The 25541-nt window shown below is 55.7% G+C and carries 20 protein-coding genes and 1 tRNA gene; 13 read left to right on the plus strand and 8 right to left on the minus strand.

Translation table 11 applies throughout. The features are described from left to right. Together B2A78_RS21980 and B2A78_RS21985 are read left to right on the plus strand one after the other, a co-directional pair. The coding region (locus B2A78_RS21980; protein WP_240502543.1) for a methane monooxygenase/ammonia monooxygenase subunit B at positions 1–154 on the plus strand (154 nt) is incomplete at its 5' end. Between the two features lie 211 nt (positions 155–365). Next, positions 366–1145: a TatD family hydrolase gene (locus B2A78_RS21985; RefSeq protein WP_077732199.1), complete on the plus strand. Its 780-nt coding sequence runs from the start codon at positions 366–368 to the stop codon at positions 1143–1145. On the opposite strand, the gene B2A78_RS21990 is transcribed toward B2A78_RS21985, so the two are convergent. Genes B2A78_RS21990 through B2A78_RS22000 form a run of 3 tightly spaced genes read right to left on the minus strand, consistent with a single transcriptional unit; the run spans position 1142 to position 5037 of the window. Beyond that, complete coding sequence (locus B2A78_RS21990) at positions 1142–2260, minus strand: aminotransferase class V-fold PLP-dependent enzyme (RefSeq protein ID WP_077732200.1); 1119 nt, start codon at positions 2258–2260, stop codon at positions 1142–1144. The two genes, B2A78_RS21985 and B2A78_RS21990, sit on opposite strands and share 4 nt — an antisense overlap. A 32-nt stretch (positions 2261–2292) precedes the next feature. Next, on the minus strand, positions 2293–3117 hold the full coding sequence (locus tag B2A78_RS21995) for an undecaprenyl-diphosphate phosphatase (RefSeq protein ID WP_077732201.1): 825 nt from the start codon (positions 3115–3117) through the stop codon (positions 2293–2295). 33 nt (positions 3118–3150) lie between these two features. Then, complete coding sequence (locus B2A78_RS22000) at positions 3151–5037, minus strand: potassium transporter Kup (RefSeq protein WP_077732202.1); 1887 nt, start codon at positions 5035–5037, stop codon at positions 3151–3153. A gap of 787 nt (positions 5038–5824) precedes the next feature. Between B2A78_RS22000 and tpiA the strand changes: the two genes are divergently transcribed. The 9 genes from tpiA (at position 5825) to B2A78_RS22045 (ending at position 13389) form a co-directional block, all read left to right on the plus strand. Next, positions 5825–6577 (plus strand): triose-phosphate isomerase, encoded by a 753-nt coding sequence (gene tpiA, locus B2A78_RS22005; protein ID WP_077732203.1) that lies wholly within the window; start codon positions 5825–5827, stop codon positions 6575–6577. An 11-nt stretch (positions 6578–6588) separates the two neighbouring features. Next, positions 6589–6969 carry a preprotein translocase subunit SecG gene (gene secG / locus B2A78_RS22010; RefSeq protein WP_077732246.1) on the plus strand — a complete coding sequence of 127 codons (381 nt, stop codon included), beginning with the start codon at positions 6589–6591 and terminating at the stop codon, positions 6967–6969. A 23-nt stretch (positions 6970–6992) separates the two neighbouring features. Further along, positions 6993–7077, plus strand: a tRNA-Leu gene (locus B2A78_RS22015). A 74-nt stretch (positions 7078–7151) separates the two neighbouring features. Next, positions 7152–8279 carry a tRNA guanosine(34) transglycosylase Tgt gene (tgt, locus tag B2A78_RS22020; protein ID WP_077732204.1) on the plus strand — a complete coding sequence of 376 codons (1128 nt, stop codon included), beginning with the start codon at positions 7152–7154 and terminating at the stop codon, positions 8277–8279. Between the two features lie 24 nt (positions 8280–8303). Further along, positions 8304–8648, plus strand: coding sequence for a preprotein translocase subunit YajC (yajC, locus tag B2A78_RS22025; protein WP_077732205.1), 345 nt, complete (start codon positions 8304–8306; stop codon positions 8646–8648). 68 nt (positions 8649–8716) lie between these two features. Next, positions 8717–10561: a protein translocase subunit SecD gene (gene secD / locus B2A78_RS22030; RefSeq protein WP_077732206.1), complete on the plus strand. Its 1845-nt coding sequence runs from the start codon at positions 8717–8719 to the stop codon at positions 10559–10561. 32 nt (positions 10562–10593) lie between these two features. Continuing rightward, on the plus strand, positions 10594–11532 hold the full coding sequence (gene secF / locus B2A78_RS22035) for a protein translocase subunit SecF (RefSeq protein WP_240502636.1): 939 nt from the start codon (positions 10594–10596) through the stop codon (positions 11530–11532). 244 nt (positions 11533–11776) lie between these two features. Further along, the gene (locus tag B2A78_RS22040) at positions 11777–12667 is read left to right on the plus strand and encodes a M28 family peptidase (RefSeq protein ID WP_240502637.1); all 891 of its coding nucleotides are present in this window, start codon (positions 11777–11779) and stop codon (positions 12665–12667) included. Positions 12668–12678: 11 nt separating this feature from the next. Continuing rightward, entirely contained in the window at positions 12679–13389 is a 711-nt protein-coding gene (locus tag B2A78_RS22045; RefSeq protein ID WP_143735281.1) for a hypothetical protein, read from the plus strand. A gap of 101 nt (positions 13390–13490) precedes the next feature. On the opposite strand, the gene mmoC is transcribed toward B2A78_RS22045, so the two are convergent. Continuing rightward, the gene (gene mmoC, locus B2A78_RS22050; protein ID WP_077732208.1) at positions 13491–14528 is read right to left on the minus strand and encodes an aromatic/alkene monooxygenase hydroxylase FAD-binding subunit MmoC; all 1038 of its coding nucleotides are present in this window, start codon (positions 14526–14528) and stop codon (positions 13491–13493) included. Positions 14529–14752: 224 nt separating this feature from the next. Further along, positions 14753–16417, minus strand: coding sequence for a hydroxylamine reductase (gene hcp / locus B2A78_RS22055; protein WP_077732209.1), 1665 nt, complete (start codon positions 16415–16417; stop codon positions 14753–14755). A 112-nt stretch (positions 16418–16529) separates the two neighbouring features. Here hcp and B2A78_RS22060 point away from each other — a divergent pair, with 112 nt between their 5' ends. Together B2A78_RS22060 and B2A78_RS22070 are read left to right on the plus strand one after the other, a co-directional pair. Then, positions 16530–17219 (plus strand): Crp/Fnr family transcriptional regulator, encoded by a 690-nt coding sequence (locus B2A78_RS22060; protein ID WP_077732210.1) that lies wholly within the window; start codon positions 16530–16532, stop codon positions 17217–17219. A 399-nt stretch (positions 17220–17618) separates the two neighbouring features. Then, entirely contained in the window at positions 17619–18512 is an 894-nt protein-coding gene (locus B2A78_RS22070) for an NAD(P)/FAD-dependent oxidoreductase (protein ID WP_077732212.1), read from the plus strand. A gap of 49 nt (positions 18513–18561) precedes the next feature. Here B2A78_RS22070 and B2A78_RS22075 read toward each other — a convergent pair whose 3' ends face one another. The 3 genes from B2A78_RS22075 to B2A78_RS22085 all read right to left on the minus strand — a co-directional run bounded on the left by B2A78_RS22075 (position 18562) and on the right by B2A78_RS22085 (position 25537). After that, entirely contained in the window at positions 18562–21999 is a 3438-nt protein-coding gene (locus B2A78_RS22075; protein ID WP_077732213.1) for a DUF748 domain-containing protein, read from the minus strand. A gap of 888 nt (positions 22000–22887) precedes the next feature. Then, a complete protein-coding gene (locus B2A78_RS22080; protein WP_077732214.1) occupies positions 22888–23676 on the minus strand; it encodes a CpsD/CapB family tyrosine-protein kinase in 789 nt (262 codons plus the stop codon). Positions 23677–23785: 109 nt separating this feature from the next. Beyond that, entirely contained in the window at positions 23786–25537 is a 1752-nt protein-coding gene (locus B2A78_RS22085) for a GNVR domain-containing protein (RefSeq protein WP_077732215.1), read from the minus strand. Positions 25538–25541 lie beyond the last annotated feature (4 nt).

The raw sequence follows: 25541 nt of genomic DNA on the forward strand, positions 1-25541 counted from the left end.
CACCGCCAGCGATGCGGCGTGGGAAGTCTATCGTTTGTCCGACATCATCTACGATCCGGACAGCCGCTTTGCCGGTCTGTTGTTCTTCTTTGACGATGCGGGCGGCCGTCAGGTCACCCAGATCGACGCTCCGCTGATCCCGTCCTTCATGTAAGACCAAGGGGGCGCCGGGTCCCGGCGCCCTCGAGGCTTTACGACCGACGGTCGGCACTGAAAAGCCCTCCTTCTCTGAAGGAGGGCTTTTTTCTATTGATCAGGTATCAGATAGACTCGGATCTAGACCAAACATGCGCTGTCTAGAGAAACAGAGATAGCTAATTTAGTTGACGTTCGCCCATTTCTTAAGAGGGCGCAGTATTTCCCTTATGTTCATAGATTCTCATTGCCATCTTGATCGCCTGGATTTAACGCCTTTTGAGGGTGAGTTCGCTTCGTTTATGAGAGAAGCGCGAGCGCAGCAGATCGAACACATGCTGTGTGTATCCATCGATCTTGACAGCTACTCCGAAATGCGCCGTTTGGTGGATGGATACGACGATGTCTCAGTATCGGTTGGTGTCCATCCTAACGAGCAGGTTTCAAGAGAGCCGAGTGTCGAAGAGCTTGTCGTCCTCGCGGAAAATGACAAGGTGGTCGCTATCGGTGAGACCGGATTGGACTACTACCGGAGTTCGGGCAGCCTGGATTGGCAGCGTGAGCGGTTTCGGCAACACATCCGAGCCGCCAAAATCGTTGGTAAGCCGTTAATTATTCACTCGCGTGAAGCCAAGGACGACACAATCAATGTGCTGAAGGAAGAGGGGGCAGATCAAGTCAGTGGTGTGTTCCATTGTTTTACCGAGGATTGGGAGACGGCGCGGCAGGTCCTGGATCTGGGGTTTTTTATCTCATTCTCGGGGATCGTCACTTTCCGGAACGCTCAATCGATACAAGAGGTCGCCAGAATGATTCCGGAAGATCGTTTCTTGATCGAAACGGATTCGCCATACCTTGCTCCGATCCCGTTTCGTGGAAAACCGAATTATCCTTTTTATGTAAGACACGTGGCGCAGTGTGTCGCAGAACTGAAAGGAATTTCTATCGAGCGCGTTGCAGAGCTCAGCTCGGACAACTTCTTTCGGTTGTTTCCAGGAGCTCGAGCCTAAGCGCGTAGCACGATATCGACCGCTCGTTCGAGCGCATCTAGGGGCGTATAGAAATGGGGCGAGAAACGGATGCCGCCGCCCCGCAATGCACAGACAACGCTATTTTGATTCAGGTGCTGATAAAGCCGTTGGTTTTCCAGAGATCGGTGGCGGAACAGCACGATGCCTGAACGACGTTCGGAAACGCTGGATGAGAGAAGTTCCAGTGCCGGGTGATTCATGATCGTTTCGACCAAGTAAGCGGTTCGCTCCAACAGTAAGGTTTCAATTCTTTCTATGCCGGTTTCCAATATCAGCGAGAGGCTGGCGGACAGCGCATGTATTCCCAGCATATTGGGGCTGCCGCATTCGAAGCGACGGGCGTTCCGTGCCGGAAGCCAAGACCGGTTATCGTAATCCCCAGCGTTCTCAACCATGTGCCAGCCGTATTGCATTAGACCCAGCAAGCCTCTCGCACGCGGCGAGGTATAAAAAACACCTAGCCCTTCCGGTCCGAACATCCACTTATGACCATCAGCCATGACAAAATCTGCGTGGCACCTTTGTACGTCGAAACGCAATGCCCCTAAGCTTTGAATGGCGTCAATGCAAAATAAAATCCCTTGGTCGCGGCAGAACCGGCCGATTTTGTCCATATCGAGGCGTAACCCCGAAGCGTATTGAACAGAACTGACGGTGATAAGCTTTGTGTGTTCGTCGGCTAGCTCAAACAAGGCATCTTCAGGCGTGCGAGCGGCATTTAGATCTGCCTCTTTGAACTCCACTCCTCGATCGCTTAGTGCTTGCCACGGAATTCGATTTGACGGGAACTCCTCGTTGCTGGAGACGATATTGTCGCCGGGTTGCCAGTCGAGACCAAAAGCCACGAGCGAGATGGCCTCGGAAGTGTTCTTGACTAAAGCGATATCGTCCGTGGATGGCGCATTGAGCAAGTCCCTCAACTGTTCCCGCAATAAATCTTCTTGTTTCACCCATTCCAAGTAACGGGACGCACCGTATCGGGCGTTTTCCTCTGCGAACTGGCTTACCGCCAGGGCCGTCCGCAAAGGCCACGGTGCCACGGCCGCATGATTCAAATAGATTAAGTCCGGGGACAATGGGAATTCGGGGTGCATCTGGTTGGAAACCGGGCAATGAAATCGTTGAATCAGAGCGAAACAGTGAGTCCGGTCGTCGACAGAAAATAGACCAATACCAATGAGCCGAACAGTATTCGATACCAGGCAAACGCTTTGAAACTGTGTCGGGCGACGAATGCCAGCAACGCTCGAATAACCAGCCAAGCGCTGAAAAAAGCCGCAACGAAACCGGCTGCCAACATCTCCAGATCTTCAGGTCTCATGATGTCGAGATTCTTGTACAGGTCGTAGAAAGTGGCGGCGAACATCGTCGGAATAGCGAGAAAGAACGAGAACTCCGTCGCAACTGACCGTGACATGCCACTTAGCAACCCACCCATGATCGTCGCGCCCGCTCGAGATACGCCCGGAAACAAGGCAAGGCTTTGAGCTAAGCCCACTTTGAGCGCCACATGCCAGGTCAACTCGTCGACGTGCTCGACATGATGAGTCCGGCGCCGGCTTTCGATCAACAGAATCACGAGGCCGCCGAGTATCAGCGCCCCGGCTACGGTAATCGGGTTGAAGAGCTGAGTCTTGATGGTTTTGTGAAGAAAAAGACCGAGTAGAGCTGCCGGTAGAAACCCGATCAAGACATTAAGCGCGAAACGGAATGCGGCTGGATCCGAGAATAGCGACCCGGACACGCGAGTAATGCGCTGCCGGTAATGCCAAACGATGGCACAAATCGCCCCAAGCTGAATAAATATGTCGAACGTTTTCGCCCGTTCCCCGGTGAAAGACAATAGATCATTGGCAATGATTAAATGACCGGTACTGGAGATCGGAAGAAACTCGGTGGCTCCCTCCAAAATACCAAGCACGATTGCCTTCAAATAAAGGGGAATGTCCATAAACTTCCTTAAGTAAAAATGCTTAAAACTCAATTACAGCATGCGTTGTACGCCCAGTTCAACGACGCGATCGGGCGGAATCCGGAAAAAACTTACAGCACTGCTCGTATTGCGGGACATGCCGATGAACAGCTTCAGGCGCCAAAGCGGCATTTTCGGAACCGTGCTGGGAATAATGGTTTCGCGGCTGAGGAAAAAGGTCGTATCCGAGATATCAATGTCAAAATCTCGACTGCTTGATTTAAGGACTCGTGGGATATTGGCCGCTTCCATGAATCCATAATGTAGATTGATTCTAAAAAAGCCTGCGCCGAGGCGGCGGATTTCGCGGCGTTTTTCGGGAGCTACGCGGGGAACGTTTTCGGTAGTGACAGTCATAAGCACGACAGTCTCGTGCAGTACCTTGTTGTGTTTTAGGTTATGCAGCAACGCGGGTGGAATGCCTTCGCGGCTGCTCGTCATGAATACGGCCGTGCCGGCGACGCGCAACGGAGGATTATTGACGATTTCGGCTAAGAATTGATCAACTTGTACCGAGTCTTCGCGTAGGCTCTCCCGGAGAAGATCGCGGCCGCGTTTCCATGTCGTCAGGAGCGTAAAGGCGATAAGCCCGATGACTAACGGGAACCATCCGCCTTCAAAAATTTTCGCTGCATTAGCGACCAAGAAGGCCAAGTCGACGGTAAGGAATCCAAAAGCCAGCATGCCGCTAATGATCGGATTCCACTTCCATAAGCTGTACACCACGACGAAAGCCAAAATCGTATCGATGGCCATCGTGCCGGTGACGGCGATGCCGTAAGCGGCCGCTAAGTTGGATGAAGACTGAAACCCTAGAACCAATCCGATGATAGCGACCATCAATGCCCAGTTGATCCAAGGAATGTAGATCTGACCCTTTTCCTCTTCAGAGGTGTATTGAATGCCGAGCCTAGGGCAGAAGCCCAACTGAATCGCTTGAGACGTAAGGGAAAAGGTTCCAGAAATTACCGCTTGGGAAGCGACAATTGTGGCTATCGTAGCTAGGCCGATCATGAAAACCAGCGCCCCGCCAGGAACAAGGAAATAGAACGGATTTTGAACCGCCGACGGATTTTGGATGAGAAGAGCCCCCTGGCCGAAGTAGTTCAGCATCAGTGACGGAAGGACGAACAGAAACCATGCCTTGCGAATCGGTTCGCGGCCGAAATGTCCCATATCCGCATACAATGCTTCGCCGCCGGTAACGGCCAGCACCACCGCTCCCAAGATCAAAACGGAAGGCCAGCCATGCGCTGCAAAGAAGTGAAAGGCATGTACCGGATTCACGGCAGCTAAAACGGCTGGACTTTTTATCAAACTGAGCGTGCCAAAAACTGCGAGACTACAGAACCAAATTGCCATAATCGGCCCGAATAGCGCACCGACGCCCGCGGTCCCTTTTCGTTGAAAAGTGAAAAGCCCTATTAGGACTGCAAGAGAAATCGGAACCACATAGGAATGAAGCTCCGGCTGAAGGACTTTGAGTCCTTCGACTGCACTCAAGACCGAGATGGCCGGCGTGATCATCCCATCGCCGTAAAATAGCGATGCGCCTATCAATCCGAGCCCGATCAGTAAAAATCGGAAGCGGGTACTTATTTCCGCCTTCTGCTGGACAAGGGATATCAGGGCCATGATACCGCCTTCGCCTTTGTTATCCGCTCGCATGATGAAGATGACGTACTTCAACGATATGACGATCAGAATGGCCCAGAAAATAAGCGACAAGATGCCGAGGACATTTGCCGGCGTTGGTTCTAGCGCCAGAATGCCGCCGAAGCACTCTTTAAGTGTATAAAGCGGGCTGGTACCGATATCGCCGAATACGATGCCCAGCGCGGCGATCACCAAACTTTTTTGTTCTCGCGATTGAGATGGGGCTAGGGTTGCCGAATTCATAGATTTTCTCCGTCGCCGACGCGAAAAGAGCATGTGCTTTGTTTAGGACACCTTCCGATACGGGTTGCGCTAATTCGTGCGTGGATCCTTCCTTCATAGATGAGACGGCCAAAGGCTATCGGTGTGCTGCCGGTAGGCAACTGGTGTGTTCGAGCGGGAGCGGGCACTAGCGAATGCGCCCGTGCGCGTCGGCTCAGGTTCAGCATCGGCAATCAAATTCGCCAAATAGAGAAAGAATAGCTTTCGTCATTCGGGAGAGGCGTTTTCCGCTTGAACGCAGTTCATGCACGACTACCTCTGCTATGGAAATGCAGATGCACGATCGCTCAGATTAGGCGGTGAAGTATAGGCAGGCAGGCGAAATATCGTAGCTCAACAAGTTTGATCATGCCTCGGCTCCATCCAATCGCATTTTTCGAGCATAAAGATTAAGCGTTGGGGTAAAAAGCTGTAATGTCGCGCTAAAAGGCTTTAGAAAAAATAGCGAAACGTCTCTTGCCCATGTCCATTGGGCAATATCGGGGGATGTTACCTGAGGCTTTCGGTTTACTGAACCACCAGAGAGTCTCATCCAGTGAATAGCAATTTTCTATGAGCGAAATTCTGGGCTGGTTGTAAAAAGTTGTGGGAGCTTAATCCAATAGACCGAGAATGTTGAGTAAGACTCTAGAATATTCTTATAACTTTTTGATAAGCGCAGGCACGCAGACCGAATATAGATCCTTTCAGCTTGAAAAACAGGCTCTGAGTCATTAAGCTTCTACGGTTTTACAACAAGGAGCGCTCAATGGTTCGTCGTCCTCTGGTCGTCGGAAACTGGAAGATGAACGGCACTCGAGAAAGTAAAAAAACATTGCTGACGAACATTCTTTCCGGCATTTCGGAAACCGCTCCGGCAGAGGTCGGTGTATGTGCGCCTTATGTATTCATACCCGAGGCAGCCGAACTGTTGGAAAACAAAGCGATTTTGCTTGGCGCGCAAAATGTAGCGGATGAGGACGAAGGCGCCTATACGGGTGAAATCTCCGCGCCCATGTTGCGTGAGTTCGGGTGTGACCTGGCTATCGTCGGGCATTCGGAGCGGCGACTGCGGTACGGAGAGTCCAATCAACTGGTGGCTGCGCGTTATAAAAAAGCGCTCGATCACGGTCTTACGCCAATCTTATGCGTGGGTGAGACTCTGGAGCAGCGTGAACAGGGTAATACATTTACTGTCATAGACGAGCAGTTGGAGGCGGTGTTTGATATGGCTGGCGTTGAATCGCTGGCAAATGCGGTGATCGCTTACGAACCCGTCTGGGCTGTCGGGACCGGGCGAACCGCGACAGTCGAGCAAGTGCAAGAGATACACGAATATTTGCGGCGAAAGATTTCGGAGCGGGAACCCGAAGTATCGGCTTCAGTCCGGATTCTATATGGCGGTAGTGTAAAGCCCGAAAATGCCCGTACCTTGTTCGGTATGCCCGACGTGGACGGTGGATTAATTGGCGAAGCGTCCTTGGATGCCGAGTCCTTTCTCTCGATATGCCATTCGGTTTAGGTGAAGTTTTTATGTATCAGGCATTGACAATTATTCATGTCGTGGTCGCCTTGGCGGTCATCGGATTGGTGCTTCTTCAGCAAGGCCGGGGCGCCGATGCCGGAGCGGGCTTTGGCGGTGGAGCGTCTAATAGCCTGTTCGGTGCACGGGGCGCAGCTTCGTTTTTGTCTCGCACGACCGCGGTGCTGGCTACACTGTTTTTTGTGACCAGTTTGAGTCTTGCGTACTTGGCAGATAAACAGGATAATAAACAAGTTGATATCATTGATGGTCCTGGTTTGGACCCGTCTCAACGCGATCTTCCTCCGGTAGTGGAAGAGCCGCCAGCAACTGACAAGGCCGATTTGCCCGATAGCGCCGATACGCTTCCGCCGGCAGAGCAAGAGAAATAGCCAACCTTGTTAGACCATGTTTAGCCGATGTGGTGGAATTGGTAGACACGCCATCTTGAGGGGGTGGTGACGCAAGTCGTGTCGGTTCAAGTCCGACCATCGGCACCAATTACGTCGATTCGAGATGGCCTGCCTATTTCAGATAGTCAGGCCTCTTTTGTTTTTGCACATCTAAAAATCCGATGGAGTTTATCGTAAGCAGCACTGACGGCAGGGCCCGACGGGGCGAGCTTATCTTTTCGCGCGGAAACGTGCGGACTCCGGCATTCATGCCCGTCGGCACCTACGGCACCGTCAAGGCAATGACGCCTGAAGAGCTCAAGGAGCTTGGCGCAGAGATCGTGCTGGGAAATACCTTTCACCTGATGCTCCGCCCTGGTACCGACGTCATCCGCCGCCACGGCGATCTGCATGATTTCATGCATTGGGATCGCCCGATCCTGACCGACTCCGGTGGATTTCAGGTGTTCAGCTTAGGTGCTATGCGCAAGATTACCGAGGCCGGCGTCCGGTTTCGCTCGCCGGTGGATGGCAGCGTCACGTTTTTGGGCCCCGAGGAATCGATGGCGGTTCAGCGGGACTTGGGTTCGGATATCGTGATGATCTTCGACGAGTGTACTCCTTATCCCGCTAGTTACGAGCAAGCCGCCGATTCCATGCGTCTTTCGCTCCGCTGGGCCGAACGGAGCAAAGATGCGCATGAGGGCAATCCGTCGGCTTTGTTCGGTATCGTTCAAGGCGGCGTCTACGAAGAACTCCGGTTCGAGTCGGTAGAGGGCTTGAAGAATATCGGATTCGACGGGTATGCCATCGGCGGTCTTTCCGTGGGCGAACCCAAGGAAGACCGGGCGCGCATTTTGAATTCGCTGTTGCCGAACATGCCATCCGATAGACCCCGTTACTTGATGGGAGTCGGTACTCCAGAGGACATCGTCGAGGCGGTGCGGCTCGGCATCGATATGTTCGACTGCGTTCTGCCGACACGTAATGCCCGCAACGGTCATCTGTTCACGCGTCATGGCGCAATCCGCATCCGCAACAGTTGCTATCAGAACGATACCCGCCCGCTGGATAACGAATGCCGTTGCTACACCTGCCGAAATTTCAGCCGGTCCTATCTCCGCCATTTGGACAAATGCGGCGAAATTCTAGGGTCTCGGTTGAATACCATACACAATCTTTACTATTACCAGGAGCTTATGGCCGGCCTCAGGCAAGCGATCGAGGACAACAGGCTGAGTGAATTCGTTGCCCGGTTTTATGAGCAACGAGGAAAAGGCGAGGTTTTGTGTAATAATGCCGCGTTTTAAAAGAAAGATAAGCAAGGACCAAATATGAGTTTCTTCATTTCCGACGCATTTGCTCAAGCCGCGCCGGCCCAGCAAGAGCCGGGGTTGGCTGGTCTTATTCTACCGCTGGCTATATTGCTGATTTTCTTTTTCTTATTCGTTCTCCCGCAGCAAAGACGGGCGAAAGAGCAAAAAAGAATGATCCAGTCGCTGACCAAAGGGAGCGAAGTCGTGACCAATGGCGGGCTGCTGGGTAGAGTAGCGGATTTGGATGATAACTTCGTTCAGTTGGAAGTGGCTGATAACACCTACGTATACGTTCAGCGCCATGCCATAGCATCACTGATGCCGAAGGGTACCTACAAGGCTAAGAAAAAGGCCGAAAAATAAAACGGCTAAGCAAGTTAATTCAACGGCGGATGCACTATACCGTGCATCACGCCTCATAGGCAGCTATCATGCGAAACCGCTTTCCACTTTGGAAAAACCTTCTGATTATCGCCGTATTGGTGTTGGCGACGATTTACTCGCTGCCCAATTTTTTCGGCGAGGATCCGTCCGTTCAGCTTTCGCCTTTGCGGAGCGCTAAGCTGGACGAAGCTACTCGTGTTCAAGTCGAAAAACTGCTGACCGACGCCGGGATGCAACCGAAGTTGTTGGAATTGTCTGAGAAGCGGCTTCTGGTGCGTTTTACCGAAACCGAGACCCAGCTCAAAGCGGCCGATTTGCTCACCGGATCGCTGGGAAATAACTATACGGTAGCACTCAACCTCGCGCCGTCGACTCCGGATTGGCTCAGAGCGATCAGCGCCCAACCCATGTATCTGGGATTGGACCTTCGGGGCGGCGTGCACTTTTTGATGCAGGTGGATATGGACGCGGCCGTCCGCCAGGCTGAAGAGCGTTATGCGGAAGACATTCGTTCACTTTTGCGCGAAAGCAAAATCCGTTATCTCTCCGTCGATAGAAGTAACCAGACCATCGAAGTGAAGTTCCCGGACGGCCAAACGCTGGCCCAGGCCAGGGATGTCATGCAGCGAGAACTTCGCGGTTTGGAGCTCGGCGAGGACGGCACCGTGATGCGCGCCAGATTGTCGGAACCCGAACGCCGGGAGATCCGTCGTCTGGCTGTGGCGCAAAACATCACGACCTTGCGTAATCGCATTAACGAACTTGGCGTCGCCGAGCCGGTGATTCAGCAGCAGGGCGAAGACCGCATCGTGGTACAGCTCCCCGGCGTCCAGGATACCGCCCGCGCCAAGGAGATTCTGGGGGCCACCGCGACGCTGGAGTTTCGCCTGGTGGATACCGAGCACAGCGCCCAAGGCCTGGAAGAGGGCAAGACGCCGTTGGGCGCCAGGCTCTACCAGGATCGAAGCGGCAGGCCCATTTTGCTGCAGCGTAAGATCATCGTGACCGGCGATCAGATCGTGGATGCTTCCTCCGGGCTCGATTCTCAGTCGGGTTCTCCGGCCGTGTTCGTGACACTGAACGGCATAGGCGCGCGCAAAATGGCCGATGTTACGCGCGAGAACATCGGCAAGCCGATGGCGGTCGTCTATATCGAAACCAAGACGGAAACCAGAGAAGTGGAAGGCCGGAAGGTGGCCACCAAGAAAAAGGTCGAGGAGGTCATCAACGTCGCGACCATTCGGGACCGCTTCAGCAAGCGCTTCCAAATTACCGGTCTGGATAGTACCGAAGAGGCGCGTAATCTGGCCTTGCTGTTGCGTGCAGGAGCTTTGGCCGCGCCGGTGGACATCGTCGAGGAACGAACCGTCGGCCCCAGCTTGGGTAAGGAAAATATCGAGCAGGGTACCCGTTCGTTCATCATCGGTTTTGCCCTGATTGCTGCTGTGATGATCCTCTATTACAAGGTGTTCGGGATCATCGCCAATATCACCTTGCTCTTTAATGTCGCTTTGATTTTGTCGATTCTGTCGTTGCTCCAAGCGACATTGACCTTGCCGGGTATTGCAGGCATCACCCTGACCATAGGTATGGCAGTAGACGCCAACGTGCTCATTTACGAGCGCATCAAGGAGGAGCTGCGTAACGGCAATTCCATTCAGTCCAGTATTTACGCCGGATTCGAGCGCGCGTTCGGCACCATTTTCGACTCCAATATCACGACGCTTCTTGCGGCGATCATGTTGTTCAGTATCGGCTCTGGTCCCGTGAAGGGGTTCGCCGTGACCTTGACGATCGGGATTTTGACGTCGATGTTCACCGCGGTGATGTGTACGCGGATGCTGGTCAATTTCGTCTACGGCCAGCGGCGAGTCGCCAAACTGTGGATCTGAGTCCGATATAAAGAATTCAGGAGATTTGATCAGTGTCCGATACTAATACTCGCGGCTACGCAATCGACTTCATGCGCTGGCGCGTGCCTGCGGTTGTCCTGTCCGCCGTGGTCAGCCTCGCGTCGATCATCGCACTTGGCTGGCAAGGCTTGAACTTCGCCATCGATTTTACCGGCGGCACCATTGTCGAAGTCGGTTATCAGGAACCGGCGAATCTCGAGGAGGTGCGTCAGCAGCTGAAAGAAGCCGGTTTCGCCAATCCGATAGTGCAACATTTCGGAACGTCCAAGGAGGTTCTGATCCGTCTCGCCCCGCAAGCGGAAATCACGAGCACCGATCTGAGGACGCGAGTCATGGAGGCGCTCCGCAAGAATCCGGAGGTTCAAGCCGAACTCCATCGCATCGAATTCGTCGGACCCCAGGTGGGCGAAGACCTCGCCGAAAGCGCCGTGGTCGCCTTGCTATTGGCGATACTCGGGATTCTGGTCTATGTCGCGTGGCGTTTCGAATATCGCTTTTCGTTCGGTGCGATTCTGGCCACCATGCATGATATCACCGTAATCCTGGGCGTGTTTTCCATTCTGCAGTTGGACTTCGATCTGAGCGTACTGGCCGCCGTCCTAGCCATCTTGGGCTATTCGCTCAACGACACCATTGTGGTATTCGACAGAATTCGCGAAAACTTCCGGAAAATCAGGCGCGGCGAGGTTTTGGACGTCATCAACCTGTCCATCAACGAAACGCTGAGCCGTACCCTGATGACCTCCTTCCTAACCTTACTGGCCTGTATTTCGATGGCCATATGGGGTGGAGAAGTGCTTCGGAACTTCGCTCTGGCCTTGATTGTCGGCATCGCGGTGGGGACCTATTCGTCCATCTACGTCGCCAGCGCATTGGCCTATCGGTTGGGTATCAGCCGCGCGGATCTTCTGTTGCCGGAGAAAGAGGGCGCAGCCGATAACCGTCCGTAAGTGCATTTGAATCAGACGAAAAAGGCCGCTTCGAGCGGCCTTTTTTGTGCGCAACTTTTTGGAATTTTCTTCAATCGAATTGGAGAGGCTCCCGAGCGGCATGTCCTTCTCCACAAGGTGCCGCAAACGGCAACGGCCGATGCAGCCGAGGGACGTGACGCCCTTATTCGTTGACAGATAAGGGAAGCCTGATTTCAGGTTTTCGTGTCGTATGAGCCCCGTGGACCCGTTATAAGACACCCTTATGAGGGGCCGGCAAGCGATGGAAAAGGTGGCCGATGCATTGAAAATGCACGTTTACACTTTGGCCGATCAAATAGGCGAGCGAAACCTGATGCTGCCGGAGGCCTTGCATGCCGCCGAGCGCTACATCGCGGGGCAATGGGAAGCCCAGGGTTATCCGGTAAACCGGCTCGCCTATACGGTGAAAGGGATCGAATGCGCCAATCTTGAGGCAGAGCGGCATGGAACCCGTTATCCGCTCGATATCGTCTTGATCGGAGCCCATTACGACACCGTATTCGGAAGTCCCGGTGCGGACGACAACGCCAGCGGCGTCGCGGCGCTGCTGGAGCTGTCGCGCTTGTTCATGAGCTCCGAGCCGGAAAAGACCGTCCGCTTTGTGGCCTTCGTGAACGAGGAAGCGCCGTTTTTCGCGGGACGCCATATGGGCAGCCTCATTTACGCCAAAGCCGCCAAGGAGCGGGGCGATCGGATCCGCTTCATGGTTTCGCTCGAGATGCTGGGATGCTATTACGATACACCCAATAGTCAGCGATATCCGGTGCTGCTCAAGTACGTTTATCCCGACCGCGCCAATTTCATCGCCTTCGTGTCCAACCGACATTCTCGGAGCAGTTTGCTACGCCTCGTGCGTGCATTTCGCCGGAATTCGGAATTTCCGATCGAGCATCTCGCGGCTCCGTTCTTCGTGCCCGGCGTTGCGCTCAGCGACCACTTTTCCTTCTGGAGGCAGGGCTATTCGGCGATCATGGTGACGGACACGGCCTTTTATCGAAATCCCTGGTATCACACGGCTGGCGACCGGCCGGATAGGCTTCATTACGAGTCCTTTGCAGCGGTCGTCCGAGGCTTGTATCTGGCGCTGCTGGATTGTGCGAATGGCGCATCCTGAGGTGGTAAGGCATGACCGAATTGGCTCAAACGGAAACCGAACATTTGTCGCCCGCCGATTTGGTTGCCGCTCGCCGCGGCCGCTTTTCCGCCGAACTGGGTATCGATGTCGCCGGGCTGGATGACGGCGAACTTTTCAGATGGCTTCTTGCGGCCGTTTTGTTCGGAGCGCGCATTTCCGAACGGCTGGCGGCGCGCACTTACCGGGCTTTCGCGGAGAGGAAGCTGACGACTCCCGAAGCCATTATCGAATGCGGCTGGAACGGATTGGTGGCGGTATTGGATACGGGCGGGTATACCCGTTATGACTTTAAGACCGCCACCAAGCTCCTAAACCTGTCGCGGTCCTTGCTGGAGGACTATCAGGGAAGTCTCAACAGGCTGCATGCGAAAGCGGAATCCGCGGAGGATCTCGAACGAAGGTTGATCGCTCTGGCGAAGGGTATCGGACCCACGACGGTCAATATCTTCTTGCGCGAACTGCGCGGAGTCTGGGCCAAGGCGGCACCGGCTCTATCCGATCTCGCTGTAGATGCCGCCAAGGCGCTGGGTTTTCTGCCGGAGGGGGAATGCGAGAGCCGCTTCGCGGCAGCGCGATTGCAGGCGCTTTGGGCGAGGGCCGGCGGGTCTGCTCGCGATTTCCCGGACTTCGAAACCGCACTGGTCAGGGAAGGCATCTTATTGCGGCGGGCGAAGGCGCATAGCGGTAGATCGGCCCGTTGATGATTCATTGCTCAGTCGTTCGATTAGGCCTGGGGGAGTGAGTAATCGATATCACCTCGCGCGAACGATGGGAAGGTCGATTCCGCGAGTGGACCGGCTCTTCAGTTCGAAGGCAAGAACCTCTCGCTGAAGATGTGTTCATCGGAGATTCCGAAAGCACGCGCCGTCTCCGCCGCAGCATCGATTAGCGCGGGCGGACCGCACAGATAAAGATCCGGCGCCGGTCCGCCTTGTTCGAGGTCGCGCCGTAACGCATCGACCGGGGTGCCGCGAAATCCGGCCCACGACGGCTCCGGATGCCACACGCAAAGCTCGATTTTAAGCCGAGGCAGAGCCTCGGTGAGTTCCCGAAGCGTGTCCAGGCAGAACAATTCGGCTTCGCGATTGACGCCGAAATAGAGCCGCGCCGGTTGCGGTTCTTGCAACTCGGCCATATGGCGCAGCATGGACAGCAAAGGCGCCAAGCCGGTGCCGCCCCCGACGAAATAGCGAGGCCGTAGGCTCTGCGCCTGCAGCACGAAATGGCCGCTGGGGCCGCGCACGTCGATGCGCTGGCCGGTCTTCGCCTCCCGCTCCAGATAGGTGGAGAATGTTCCGCCCGGCTGCAGCCGGATCAGAAACTCCAGCTCTCCGGTCCAGTTGGATGTATTGGCGATGGAGTAGGCGCGGCTGATGCCGGAATCGGGAATTTCCAGACTCATGTACTGCCCCGGTTCGAATTCCGCGGCCTGTCCGCCGCTGCTGTCCGGTTGCAGCCGGAGCAGCAGGCGCACGGTGTTTTCGGCAATGGGCGCCAACTCGACGATTTCGGCGGGGCGGCTCGCCAGCGCTTCGAAGCGGATGCGGTCGAAATCGTAAGGCGCTTCGAGCGAAAGGTCGCTTTGCGGATGGGCCCGGCACAGCAGCAGGTCGCCGCGAGCCGCGGCGTCCGGGGGCAGCGCCTGCGGATTATAGCTGTCCAGATGGTAATCGCCGTCGACGCGGGTACAGAGACAGGCGCCGCAACCGCCGTCCCGGCACAAGGATGGAAGTACGATGCCTTCCTCCTCGGCGGCGGCGAGAAGATTCTGTTCGGTTTCGCAGGTGAAACGAACCTGCTGCCCGTCGCGGGTGGTGAGCGTTATGACGTGGTTGGTCATGGGTTCTCCAATGGAAAGTCGTGATCGCCCTGAGAGCAAATCGATGGGAGCGGGCTGTAGGGTGGGTTAGGCCGTGAGGGCGTAACCCACCGAGCGACCTCGAATCGGTGGGTTACGCGGAGCCGAGGGGCTAACCCACCATCGATGGGTTTCGCTTCGCTCTACCCATCCTACGATTAATGTCCATTCGAATGCTGAATGGAATAAGCCCTTTCTTCAAACGTTCAGGCTGCCCGGTGAAGCGCTGCCTCGATGTCCGCTTCGGCAGTAGTGATCGGTTTCAGGTCGAAGCGTGCCGATAGCTGCTCCAGGAGCGCAGGCGTCAGAAATGCGGGCAGGCTCGGTCCGAGTCGGATGCCCCGAATGCCGAGCGAAAGCAGGGTCAGCAGCACTGCCACGGCTTTTTGTTCGAACCAGGACACCATGAGGGACAGCGGCAAATCGTTCACGCCGCAGTTGAACGCTCCGGCCAGGGCACTCGCGATTTGAATGGCGGAATAGGCGTCATTGCACTGACCGATGTCCAAGAGGCGCGGAATGCCGCCGATAGCGCCGAATTCGTGCCGGTTGAAGCGGTACTTGCCGCAGCCCAAGGTGAGAATGACGCTGTCCTCGGGTACGTGGTCCGCCAGATCGGTGTAGTAATTGCGTCCCGGCACTGCGCCGTCGCATCCGCCGATCAGGAAGAAGTGGCGGATGGCGCCGGTCTTGACGGCATCCACGACTTTGTCGGCGACTCCTAGCACCGTGTTGCGGGCGAATCCCACGGTAATGGTTTGTTCCGGGGCATCTTCCTGAAAACCGGGGAAAGCCAGGGCCGCTTGAATGACCGGCGAGAAGTCGCCGTTGGCGATGTGACGTACGCCGGGCCAGCCCACGGGGCCTGCGGTGAAGATGCGTTGCCGGTAGCGGGGTTGGGGCTCGACCAGGCAATTGGACGTCATCAGGATCGCACCCGGGAATTCGGCGAATTCGCGGGTTTGGTCCTGCCAGGCCCCACCGTAATTGCCGACCAGATGAGGATAAGCGCGCAGCTTGGGATAAGCATGGGCCGGCAGCAGTTCGCCGTGGGTGTAGACGTTGATGCCCATGCCCTTGGTTTGTTCCAGCAGCGCTGCCAGGTCTTTCAAGTCGTGGCCGCTGACCAGGATCGCCTTGCCTTTGACCGGCGTCATCCGCACGCTGGCCGGTTCGGGATGCCCGAAACTGCCGGTGTTGGCGGCGTCCAAGAGTTCCAGCGCTTTCAGATTCAGTTGGCCGACGGCTAGCGCCTGGTTTACGAGCGCTTCCGCGTCGATGGGTTCGCCGGCTAGAAAATCCAGGATTTCCTCGAAGCGGGCATAGAGTTCATCGCTTTCGTAGCCGAGCACATGGGCATGGTGGGCGTAGGCGGCGACTCCTTTGAGCCCGTAAAGGATCATTGCTCTGAGGCCAATAATATCGTCGCCCACTTGTTCGCGGCCGGCGGTTATGGCGGCCGATGCTGCCAGCATCAACAAGCCGTCCATGTCGTCTACCGGCTGCCAGGCGGCGGGGCCGGCCAGAACTTCCGGCGCAGTGCCTCGATCCCGAGCGGCTTCTTCGTAGCGAGCCTTGATTCGGTCGCGCAGGCGTGCGGCCTCCTGAATCATGGCGATGAACCGGGCAGGGTTGAAGTTGACGTTGGTCAGCGTCGTGAACATGGCATAGAGTATGAACCCGTCCGCCTCGCGGTCGGAGATGCCGAAAGCACGCGCGCGGCGGGCATACTGGGCGATGCCTTTTATCCCGTAAATCAAGAGGTCTTGTAGATCGGCAGTGACTTGATCTTTGCCGCAGACGCCTTTGGCGCTGGCGCAGCCGTTGCCGGAATCGGTGCGGGTGGTTTGTTCGCATTGATAACAAAACATGGCTTTTTTCCTTTGAATAGACGGTCAAATCGATTCGGACGGTGAACAACATAACGACCGCCCATTCGTTTCTCCTTGACCTAGATCAAGCGGTTTTTCGTGGGAGATTTGCATGAAGAAATCCGTACCCGACTGGCTGTACAAGCACCTGCTGTTCGCCGAGCTGGAAGAACCTCAATTGACCCAGGTGATCGCCGCCGCGCTTCCGGTTTGGCTAGAGGCGGGAGAGGAGCTTTTCAGCCACGGCCAACGGGCTAGCCGTTTCTATATCTTGGAAACGGGGACGATTCAGCTTTACCGTCTTTCGGCGGCGGGCGAGGAGAAGGTCATCGAACTCATTCAGCCCCGCCAGTCTTTCGCCGAGGCGGTGATGTTCATGGAGGGCAATCTTTATCCGGTAAGCGCCCGCGCAATTGTTCCCAGCGAGCTTTGGGGATTCGACATGAAAGTCTTCCGGACCGTGTTGCAGACTTCGCCCGCCGTCTGCTTTCGACTGCTAGGCCGTATGAGCCAGCGCCTTCACCAACTGCTGCAAGAAATCGACGAGCTGACGCTGCAGAACGCCACGATGCGGGTCGCACAATACCTACTCAGGTCCGCGCCCGACCAAAACTGCACGTGCTACAGCGTGCAGTGGGAAACGCCTAAGCAGGTGCTGGCTTCGCGACTTTCGGTGCGCCCGGAGACCTTTTCCCGCATCCTGCAGCAATTGGTGCAGGCCGGAATGATCCAGGTTCGCGGTAAAACAGTCGAAGTGCTGGATGCGGCGCGTTTGAGGAACTGGGCGGGACAAAGCGACTAGAGCATTTTCATACCTACTGTACGGGCATTCGCGCGTAGGTCGGGAATCCCTCCCAATTGCAAACGGTCGCTTTAGTCGCGACCTTCCAATCGCAAACGGCGTCTTCGGGAAGGGGCTGGCCGGCGCTCCCGGCCAGGCCGTTTGCGATTGGAGCGCCGAAGCCGCCCTTCCCGACGCCACGTCCCGGCCGAGCGTCTTCGTCGGCAAAGGATTGCCGACCTACGAATGCTTGAATCCATTCACCCGAGCCGAAGGCGCCAACGACTTCGGCCAGGCCTGTTTTGCCGTACGAGCGAGATGAAAACGCTCTAATCGCCCTCAAGGAACGGCCGAGTTCGGTTGGTAGTCTCACTCTCGGAGGCGCGGACTACCGGCGGATATACCACACGTGAGGCGGATATGGACGATGCGGCACTCGATTGTCTGATCGTAGGAGCGGGGCCCGCGGGCCTCACGGCGTCGATTTATCTCGCGCGCTTCCGCCGCAGGATCAAGACCGTTGATGCCGGTTTCAGCCGGGCATCGCTGATTCCGATCTCGCACAATTATCCGGGCTTCCCGGACGGAATTTCAGGGAACGACCTGCTGATGCGGTTTCGTGCCCAAGCCGTACGATACGGCGCGAGCATCGATTCCGGTCTGATCACTCGGATCGAAAAGATCGAAGGCGGGTTTGCGGCAAGCTGTGGCGACGACCGGTTCACGACGCGGACGGTATTGCTCGCGACCGGCGTGGTCGATATCGAGCCGGTTCTGCCGAACCTGAAGGACGCGATTCGCAGCGGATACATAAGGCATTGTCCGATCTGCGACGGCTACGAGGTTATCGACAAAAAAGTTGCGGTGATCGGGTTCGGAAAAGGGGGGCTCAAGGAGGCGCTGTTTCTGAAGTGCTACACCGGTGATCTGACCCTGCTGACGCTTGGAAAGGATATGGCGCTCACCGACGAAGATCGGGAAGTTCTGCGAAATGCTCGAATCCGGGTAATCGAAGAACCTATCGAGGAGGTGTGCTTCGAGCAGGGGAAAATCGGAGCGATACGAATGGAGAGTGGCCGGACCTATAATTTCGATACCTTGTATTCCGCATTGGGCGCGGCGATTCGGTCGGATCTGGCCGTTCAGGTCGGCGCGGAGTGCGACCCGGAAGGCCATCTCATCGTCGACGATCATCTCCGCACTTCGGTGCCGGGCTTATATGCGGCAGGCGACGTGGTCAGCGCCCTCAACCAGATCAGCGTCGCCACGGGCCATGCGGCTATCGCGTCTACGACGATTCATAACAGTCTCTGAGGCGCGGCGTCGGCCATCTTCATTTGTCTCGCCTCCACCCGATTTTCGTTTAGCCGCCCACCGCGCCCAGTTCGAGCCGCGCAGGAACTTTTCCGTCGATGTTGTCCGACGTGGATTCGGCTTTTCCGATGCCGATACGAGTGCGATCGACTCCGGGGAGGCCGATCAGCTCTTGCTGGATCGCTTTCGCCCGGCGATCTCCCAGAGCTTCGAGCTCGGACGTCGATATTGGGGCGGCGGTATTCACCAAATTCTCGAACAGGCGTTCATAGAAATCCTGGTCCTCGCTACCCCGGCCTAAAAGAGCCAATATTCTGCCGACTCGCTGAGGTTTCCTTCCGGTCTTCTTTTCGTAAGCGGCCTGAAGCTCTTCCAGCGCCTTGGGGCCTCCTCGCTCGATCGTGAGGTCTTCCAGAGCGCGCTGGGTCTTGGCATTGGTGAACGCCAGAGGTCCCGGATCTTCTCCAGGTTTAAGACCCAGATCCAGTTTCTCCGCGACGGCCTGCCGCACGTGTAGCGATCTTAGCGCCTCGCCGTCCCGTTTGGGGTCGAACCGGCCGTGTATGGTCAACTTGAGCATGGGGCGTTTTTCCATTGCTTCGGCGACCTTTTTGAGCCTTTCCCGCTCCGGAGGCGGCAAGGCATCGCTGCCGGGCTCGAACAGCACCGTGTCGGGGTGTTCCTCGCCGCCCGCGAACACCGAACCGATCATCCGAAAGGGTGCGGTTGCGGCTTTTTGCAGTACGGTGACGAAGGCCTCCCAAACCACTTTCCCGTAGCGGAATTTGGGACTGTCCACATCGCCTTCCACGGGGACCGAGACGTTGATTTGGCCTTGGCTGTCGGTAAGTACCGCTACCGCGAGATCCAGCGGCAAGGAAACGGCATTGGGGCTTTCGATGCGTTCACCCAAGGTGAAATTGTCCAAAACGATCTTGTTCTCGCTTTTCAGCATGCTGTCTTCGATCTTGTACTCGAGATCGAGGTCGAGCTTGCCGGATTGTATTTTGCGTCCGGCGAATGTCGCGCTGTAAGGCGAGAGAGAGGTCATCGAGACGTTACGGAAGACCACCGTAATATCGCTGAACTTTTTTTGCTGCATGGGATTCAGCGCACCGTCGACCTTGACCGATCCAAATTGATCGACGCGCCCGGTGAACGCCAGATGCGTCCGGCCGGAAGCCGCCGTCGAAATATCGGTGATCGTCCCGTCGAAGTCGTGGACGAGCGTGGAAAAGGGAATGACCAGGCTCAGATCGCTGAAGTCGACGACACCGTCGTTGACGCGGACGCGCTCCACCGTGACCGGAAACGGTTTTTTCGAATCTTGCTTCGATGTTGTCTTGGGCGAGGGCGCTTTCTTCGCAGGAGTCTTCGGACTTTGTTCCTTGAATATGGCGGCAAGATTCGTCGAGCGGTCCTCGAATATCGTGATCTTCGATCCCGGCTGATCGACTCGCACTTCCTGGATCGAAAGACGGTTCGGTTCGAGCGAAAAATCGATCTCGTTTGCCGAAAGCTTCTTCCATGACAGAAAAGGCTTTCGGCTTTCGGTCTCGATCAACAGAAGGTCGAAGACGCTGAGGACGCCTTTGCTCTTGACCGACGGGCCTTTCGGAGTCCGGGTGAAATCCACGTCCACGGCGGTGGACAAGTCGCCGCTTTCGAGCTTGAGCTTAGCGAATTTGGCGACCACGGGGTGCAGCGCCTTCAGGTTTACCCGGTCGACCTGAATCTTGGCTTCCGCCCGATCGCCCGTGGGAGATGCGGTGCCGGTCGCCTTCAGCGCGCCACCTTGTTTGACCTTGAGGTTGGTATCGAACTCGACCGGTGTCTCGCCATCGTTGGTGATGCTCTTGAGGCCGATATTGATGTCCTCGAAATCGTAGGCGACTTCGGAAGAGAAGCTATGGTCGACGACGCCGAGATCGAATCCCTCCAGTGTGAATGTGTTGAGCGCGAAGTGCCACGGCTGTCCCTTGGATTCGGCAGGGGCTTCGGCAGCAGGCGTTTCCGCGCCGGTATCGCCCGACTTAGGCGCGAAGAGTTCGGCCAAATGAATGGTACCGGTCTTGTCGCGGACGACTTGAGCCTTGCCGCCTCTAAGTGCGGCCCGTCCAATGGTTGCCTCGCGCTTTTCGAGGCCCACTTGCCCTTCCGCCAGTTCGAACTGATCCCAAGCGGCCAAGGGATCGGAAGAATCAGGTTCGGTAAGGGCGATTCCGTTCAGAACGGCCGTCAGCCCGTCGAGATTTGCTTTGGGCGTACCCGCGCCGACTTCGGCCGTGGCCTTGAGATCGAGACCGAACCGGTCGACCGAAACGACATAAGGCGACCGGCGGCTGGCATCGGCATAAGCGAGACCGACATCGGCGATCTTGAAATTTTCGACCGCCAGCTTCCAGGGGGGGGCGGGCTCGGCGTCGGGCGGCGGATCGGCCGGATTCGAAGCGGTACCGTTCGCGTCCTCTTTCACCAGATTCTGCCAGTTCAACGACCCGGTTGCGTCGACCGATGCGTTGACCTGGCCGTTCTGGATGATGAAGGAGGGTACGTTAAGCGATCGGCTGGCCAGGTCGAAACTGGCATTACCGGCTTCGATCTTCTCCAAAGCGAGGATCGGATCGGCCGTATCGGGCATGGCGAAGCGGAGCCCTGACAGCGTCAGCCCCAGATTGGTCACCGACAGATCGGTCTTTTCGGGGCTCTGGCTATACCGATAATGCGCCGACAACGCAGCCCGGCCGGACGGTTCGGCCAGATTGAGGCGGTCCCGGAGGAATTTCCAGGGGAGCGCCAAGTTGAAAGCGTCGAGCCGTACGTCGCCGTCGGAAAGAATCGGTTCCAGCGAAAGATTTCCCCGCCATTCGAGAGTTCCGCCGTCCGGAAGCTTGAAAGCGAGTTCATAAGTGCCGGTTTTCTCCGGCAGGGTCGTGAGCGTATTGAGCTCCAAATCGATCGGACTCACCGTTTCCGTTATGTCGGCGTCCTTCGAGTAATCGGCGTATTCCACCGAACCGCTCGTCAATGCGAGATGCTTGACCAGAAGGCGGGGCAGGGGCTCGTCGGGCTTTTCGGGTTCTTCGGACTTTGGCGCGGCTTCGGCGATTTTGGCCAGATTGAGTTTTCCGTCTTGTTCGACTATCGCCCTCAGTGAAGGGGCTTCAAGGCGGAAATCGGCAAGCGTCCACGCACGCCGAAATATGCTTTCCAATTCGAAGTTGACGAACAATCGGGCAAATCGAAAGACGGATTGGCCATTCGAGTCATTCAGGTTGAAATCCTGGGCTTCGAAAGTGAATGTGAACGGATTGAAGGCGACTTTGCCGACGGAAGCATCGCGCTTAAGCTGCTCGGCGGCGATTTTGGGAACATAACGCTGCACGAGATAGGGGACGAGTGAAAACCCGGCAAGCGCATAAAGCATGAGCGCTGCCGTGACAGTTAGTATCCACGGGTTTCTAGCAATTCGGACCAGCCGATTCATGCGGATTAAAACTCCCTAGCTCAGGTTTGGCGGAGCGTGACGGCTAAAGTGTAGTATCAAGGATGTAAGCCGTTAATTTTCCGCCGCCGACAAGCTCTTTGTCTCGATTTGATAACACCTGCCTCCGAGAAGGTATTGTTATATTGGACCAGGATAAGCGAGAAGCTTCTTCCGGCGTCAGCGGGAAATTCGGAGCGTATTCTTGCTCCTCGCAGCCGCCAGGAAAAAGAGCTACGATTGACCTTCCGGCGAAGTAAATAACTTGCGGGAATATGAATTGAAAGACACCTATCCAGCCCTTTCGGAGTTGGCAGAATACTGCCGCGACACGTCTATGCGGACGTTTTTATAATAAGACGAGCGTTAAGAGCTTATGTTATATTTTTTCAGCCCATGTCTCGAGCATCTGCTGGAATCAGTTGCTAACTAATTAGGTGTTGCCGCGTGGTTGGACCTGTTGGTAACGCTAGACAGTAGAAAAATAAAGCCATGTATAAAGCTGATCGTGTCTTCTGGGAACGTAATAGTACAACCGGGAGAACCGAATGGTTCTTTCTGACGCGGGAAGGCGTAATGGGGCCTTATGAATCCGAGATATTCGCGAGAAAATCGCTCGACGAGTTTAAAGATCGCTGCGCACTGGTCGGAAATAATGTGCACAGAGCCGCCGATTCGAATAGTCATTTCGAACTCGTCCGAGACGGAAACGGTTTAACGATCCGGAGAATGGAACCGGAAAAGTCAAGTTGATATTGGCCCGTGAAGCTATTCGACTTTGGCACCCGTAAGCGTCAAGAAACTGCTTGAATAGCATTAGGCAAAAAACTCCTCTCCCTCGCCAGCCAAGGCAAAGGATATAAAGTCCGGCGTAAGCTTTGGTCTCGGCGACTATTCCACCGAGCCGTTTTCCGCTTTATTCAAGACCAGACCGACCAGCGCGGTGTCTTGAAGAGCCGCTATGGCTTGGGAGAGTTCGTCCTGCGTCGTTTTCCCTTCCTCAACGACTAATACCACGGCATCGACATAAGGCGTAAAAGACAACGCGTCCGCCGTTCCTAAGTGGGGAAGGTCGAATATGACAAATCGCGACGAATAGCGCTGCTTCAGTTCTTTCACCAGCTGTGCCATTTTCGGCGAGGCAACGAGTTCCGAAGAATTAAATATCGGCCGTTTCCCCGGCAGAATGACAAAACGGCCTATGCCTTTCGGATTGATCAGGATTTTCGATATGGGAACGTTGTCCATCAAGTGATCGCTTAAGCCCGCGACCGGGTCGATACCCAGATAACGATGAATGGTGGGATCTCTGAGGTTGGCATCGGCCAGCAGTGCGGTTTGGTGAGCCTCGAGGGCGATGCTGAGCGCGAGGTTGATGGCGGTGAGACTTTTTCCGCAGCCCGGCCCGGGGCTGGTTATCGCCAGGGTGTTCCAGCCCTGTTCGCGCATTTTATGTAGGACCCGGGTACGGAGGATTTTGTACGCGTCCACGAAGGCACAGGGGCTATAGCCGGCGATAACGCGTTGGCGGCGCAGCAACTCCCTCGAGAGCGTTACGGTTCTGGTTTGCGTGTACTGGATGTTTTCCAATGAAACCAGATCCGCCTTGGGGATTTGTGGGCTGGCCACTGCGGAATCCTGGTGCTGCTGTTGTCCGAATGCTCTACCGATGCTTTCCATAGTTATATCCTTCCCTGGTTAGGTTGGTTTCGGGAACCGGCCGATCCGTCGTCAGTGTCGAAAGCGGCCGATTCGGGTGATGGTTGCAGCGCAACCGAATCTCAGAAGCTCAGCTTAAAAGCGAATCCATCTTGCGTAAACCCCTGAACCACAGGACGTCCAGCGGTATCCAGAGCCAATGGACCAGAGCTAAAATCAGCAGGATAAAACCGAGGCCCGCCAACATGCCGACGCTCCTCATTTTCTGCTGCTGTGAGATATCCTCATCGGTTTCGAAGTAGGGGATGACGGCAAGCGGCGGTCCGCCGGCCAGCCCCGTTATCAATTTCGCTCCTCGTATGGACTTGTCCATGTTTTCAATCAGCAGCACGTAACCGAATCCTCCCGCGATCGCCAGCATCACGCCAAGAAAAGCAATCGCAGGCCGGTTCGGTTTGATCGGTTTCTCGGGCAACAGCGGAGGCTCGATAATGGAAAACCGCTCACCCTTGCTTTTTTTCTCGAGCTGCTCGGCCACTTCGGCTTCCATCGCTTTGGCCCTCAGCTCGCGGTAACGGGCGGTGGCATTTTCATAATCCCTGACCAGCTCCAGGTATTGCCGTTCCACTTTGGGGCTTTGCAGCAATCGGCTTTCGTATGCGCCGAGTTTTGCCTTGACTTCCTCGCGCCGCTGTCTCAGAACCCGCAAATCCTGAAGAGTGCCGTCACGCTGGGCTTGCAGCGTAATGTAGGCAGGATTTTCGGGCTGGCTGGCTGCAATGTCCCGGACTGCGCGGGTCGTTTGCGCCTTTCTCAGTTCCGCCTCCAATGCGGAAATCTGTTTTCTTAAATTGACGATGTCCGGGTGATTTTCGGAATATTTTTCCCGGAGCGACGCTAACTGACCGTCCAGCTGGGCGAGATGCTTGGCCATTTCCAACCCGCTGTCCGAGTCGCCTGCATCCATTTTGAGCGAAGCGATTTCCAAGCGAGCTTTGACGACGTCGGGGTGTTTGTCAGAATAGCGGCTTACCATGGCCAAATACTCCGTCTTGAGACTCTTCAACCGGTCCTGAGGGCTCAGAATGCGCTCTCCGGTTGAAGAGATGACCGGAACATCGGGTTTTATTTGGGCCAATTGGCCATCCAGATAGAATTTCCGATCTTCGAGGGAAAGAATTTCATTGTCAATCTGCATTAATTCGCGCTCGGTTCTATCCATGAGCTCGATATTGATTTGTTTCTGTTCGGGCAGGCTGTTCAGGTTCTGCTCCTTGAAGTCGGCCAGTTTTTTCTCCAAGACCGAAACATAATCCCCCATCTGCCTGGTTTCTTCCTTGAGGAAATCCGAGGTTTCAGCGGTCCTTTGAGTGCGAGTCTTGAGGTTTTCCTCCAGGTAAAGCGAAGTGATTTCGTTGGCAACGCGCTGGGCGAGATCCGGATTGCGGCTATCGTAAGCCAGCGTGAAGGCAATCGTTGCGGTAGACGGCCTGCCGGTACGAGGGTCGATAATGTCGGCACTGATCGTGTCCAGTGCTATATCGTCACGCATTCGCTTGATGATTTCCTCTTCCGTTAGCCGGTGCCGCGCGTCGGCGTATAGGTCGAACTTCTCGATAATTTTGTTCAGGTTGCTGCGCGTCATGACCCGCTGGCTGATCATTTGCAGCCGCTGCGTGGCATAGGTCGTGATGGTCGAGCGTACCAACTCGGGCGGTATTTCCTGTTCTTCGATCAGAATCGTTGCGGTGGAGCGGTAAGTCGGCGGAAGCAGGACGGCGAGCAAGAGGGTCAGAAACAAGATGCCGGTCAGAATTGCCGCAAATTGGGATTTGCTGCGCTTGAACCCGGCCATGTAGTCGTGAAGTCCTTTTTCTTCCATGATT

The sequence above is a fragment of the Methylocaldum sp. 14B genome (assembly GCF_002005105.1).
Taxonomy (GTDB): Bacteria; Pseudomonadota; Gammaproteobacteria; order Methylococcales; family Methylococcaceae; genus Methylocaldum.

Excerpts from the sequence above, each read along its gene's own strand:
- secD (WP_077732206.1), top strand. The coding sequence starts at position 8,717 with ATGCGAAACCGCTTTCCACTTTGGAAAAACCTTCTGATTATCGCCGTA.
- B2A78_RS22070 (WP_077732212.1), top strand. The coding sequence starts at position 17,619 with ATGGACGATGCGGCACTCGATTGTCTGATCGTAGGAGCGGGGCCCGCG.
- B2A78_RS22045 (WP_143735281.1), top strand. The coding sequence starts at position 12,679 with ATGACCGAATTGGCTCAAACGGAAACCGAACATTTGTCGCCCGCCGAT.
- secG (WP_077732246.1), top strand. The coding sequence starts at position 6,589 with ATGTATCAGGCATTGACAATTATTCATGTCGTGGTCGCCTTGGCGGTC.
- tgt (WP_077732204.1), top strand. The coding sequence starts at position 7,152 with ATGGAGTTTATCGTAAGCAGCACTGACGGCAGGGCCCGACGGGGCGAG.
- tpiA (WP_077732203.1), top strand. The coding sequence starts at position 5,825 with ATGGTTCGTCGTCCTCTGGTCGTCGGAAACTGGAAGATGAACGGCACT.
- B2A78_RS22040 (WP_240502637.1), top strand. The coding sequence starts at position 11,777 with ATGAGGGGCCGGCAAGCGATGGAAAAGGTGGCCGATGCATTGAAAATG.
- B2A78_RS22060 (WP_077732210.1), top strand. The coding sequence starts at position 16,530 with ATGAAGAAATCCGTACCCGACTGGCTGTACAAGCACCTGCTGTTCGCC.
- B2A78_RS21985 (WP_077732199.1), top strand. The coding sequence starts at position 366 with ATGTTCATAGATTCTCATTGCCATCTTGATCGCCTGGATTTAACGCCT.
- B2A78_RS21990 (WP_077732200.1), bottom strand. The coding sequence starts at position 2,260 with ATGCACCCCGAATTCCCATTGTCCCCGGACTTAATCTATTTGAATCAT.
- hcp (WP_077732209.1), bottom strand. The coding sequence starts at position 16,417 with ATGTTTTGTTATCAATGCGAACAAACCACCCGCACCGATTCCGGCAAC.
- B2A78_RS22080 (WP_077732214.1), bottom strand. The coding sequence starts at position 23,676 with ATGGAAAGCATCGGTAGAGCATTCGGACAACAGCAGCACCAGGATTCC.
- B2A78_RS21995 (WP_077732201.1), bottom strand. The coding sequence starts at position 3,117 with ATGGACATTCCCCTTTATTTGAAGGCAATCGTGCTTGGTATTTTGGAG.
- yajC (WP_077732205.1), top strand. The coding sequence starts at position 8,304 with ATGAGTTTCTTCATTTCCGACGCATTTGCTCAAGCCGCGCCGGCCCAG.
- B2A78_RS22075 (WP_077732213.1), bottom strand. The coding sequence starts at position 21,999 with ATGAATCGGCTGGTCCGAATTGCTAGAAACCCGTGGATACTAACTGTC.
- B2A78_RS22085 (WP_077732215.1), bottom strand. The coding sequence starts at position 25,537 with ATGGAAGAAAAAGGACTTCACGACTACATGGCCGGGTTCAAGCGCAGC.
- mmoC (WP_077732208.1), bottom strand. The coding sequence starts at position 14,528 with ATGACCAACCACGTCATAACGCTCACCACCCGCGACGGGCAGCAGGTT.
- B2A78_RS22000 (WP_077732202.1), bottom strand. The coding sequence starts at position 5,037 with ATGAATTCGGCAACCCTAGCCCCATCTCAATCGCGAGAACAAAAAAGT.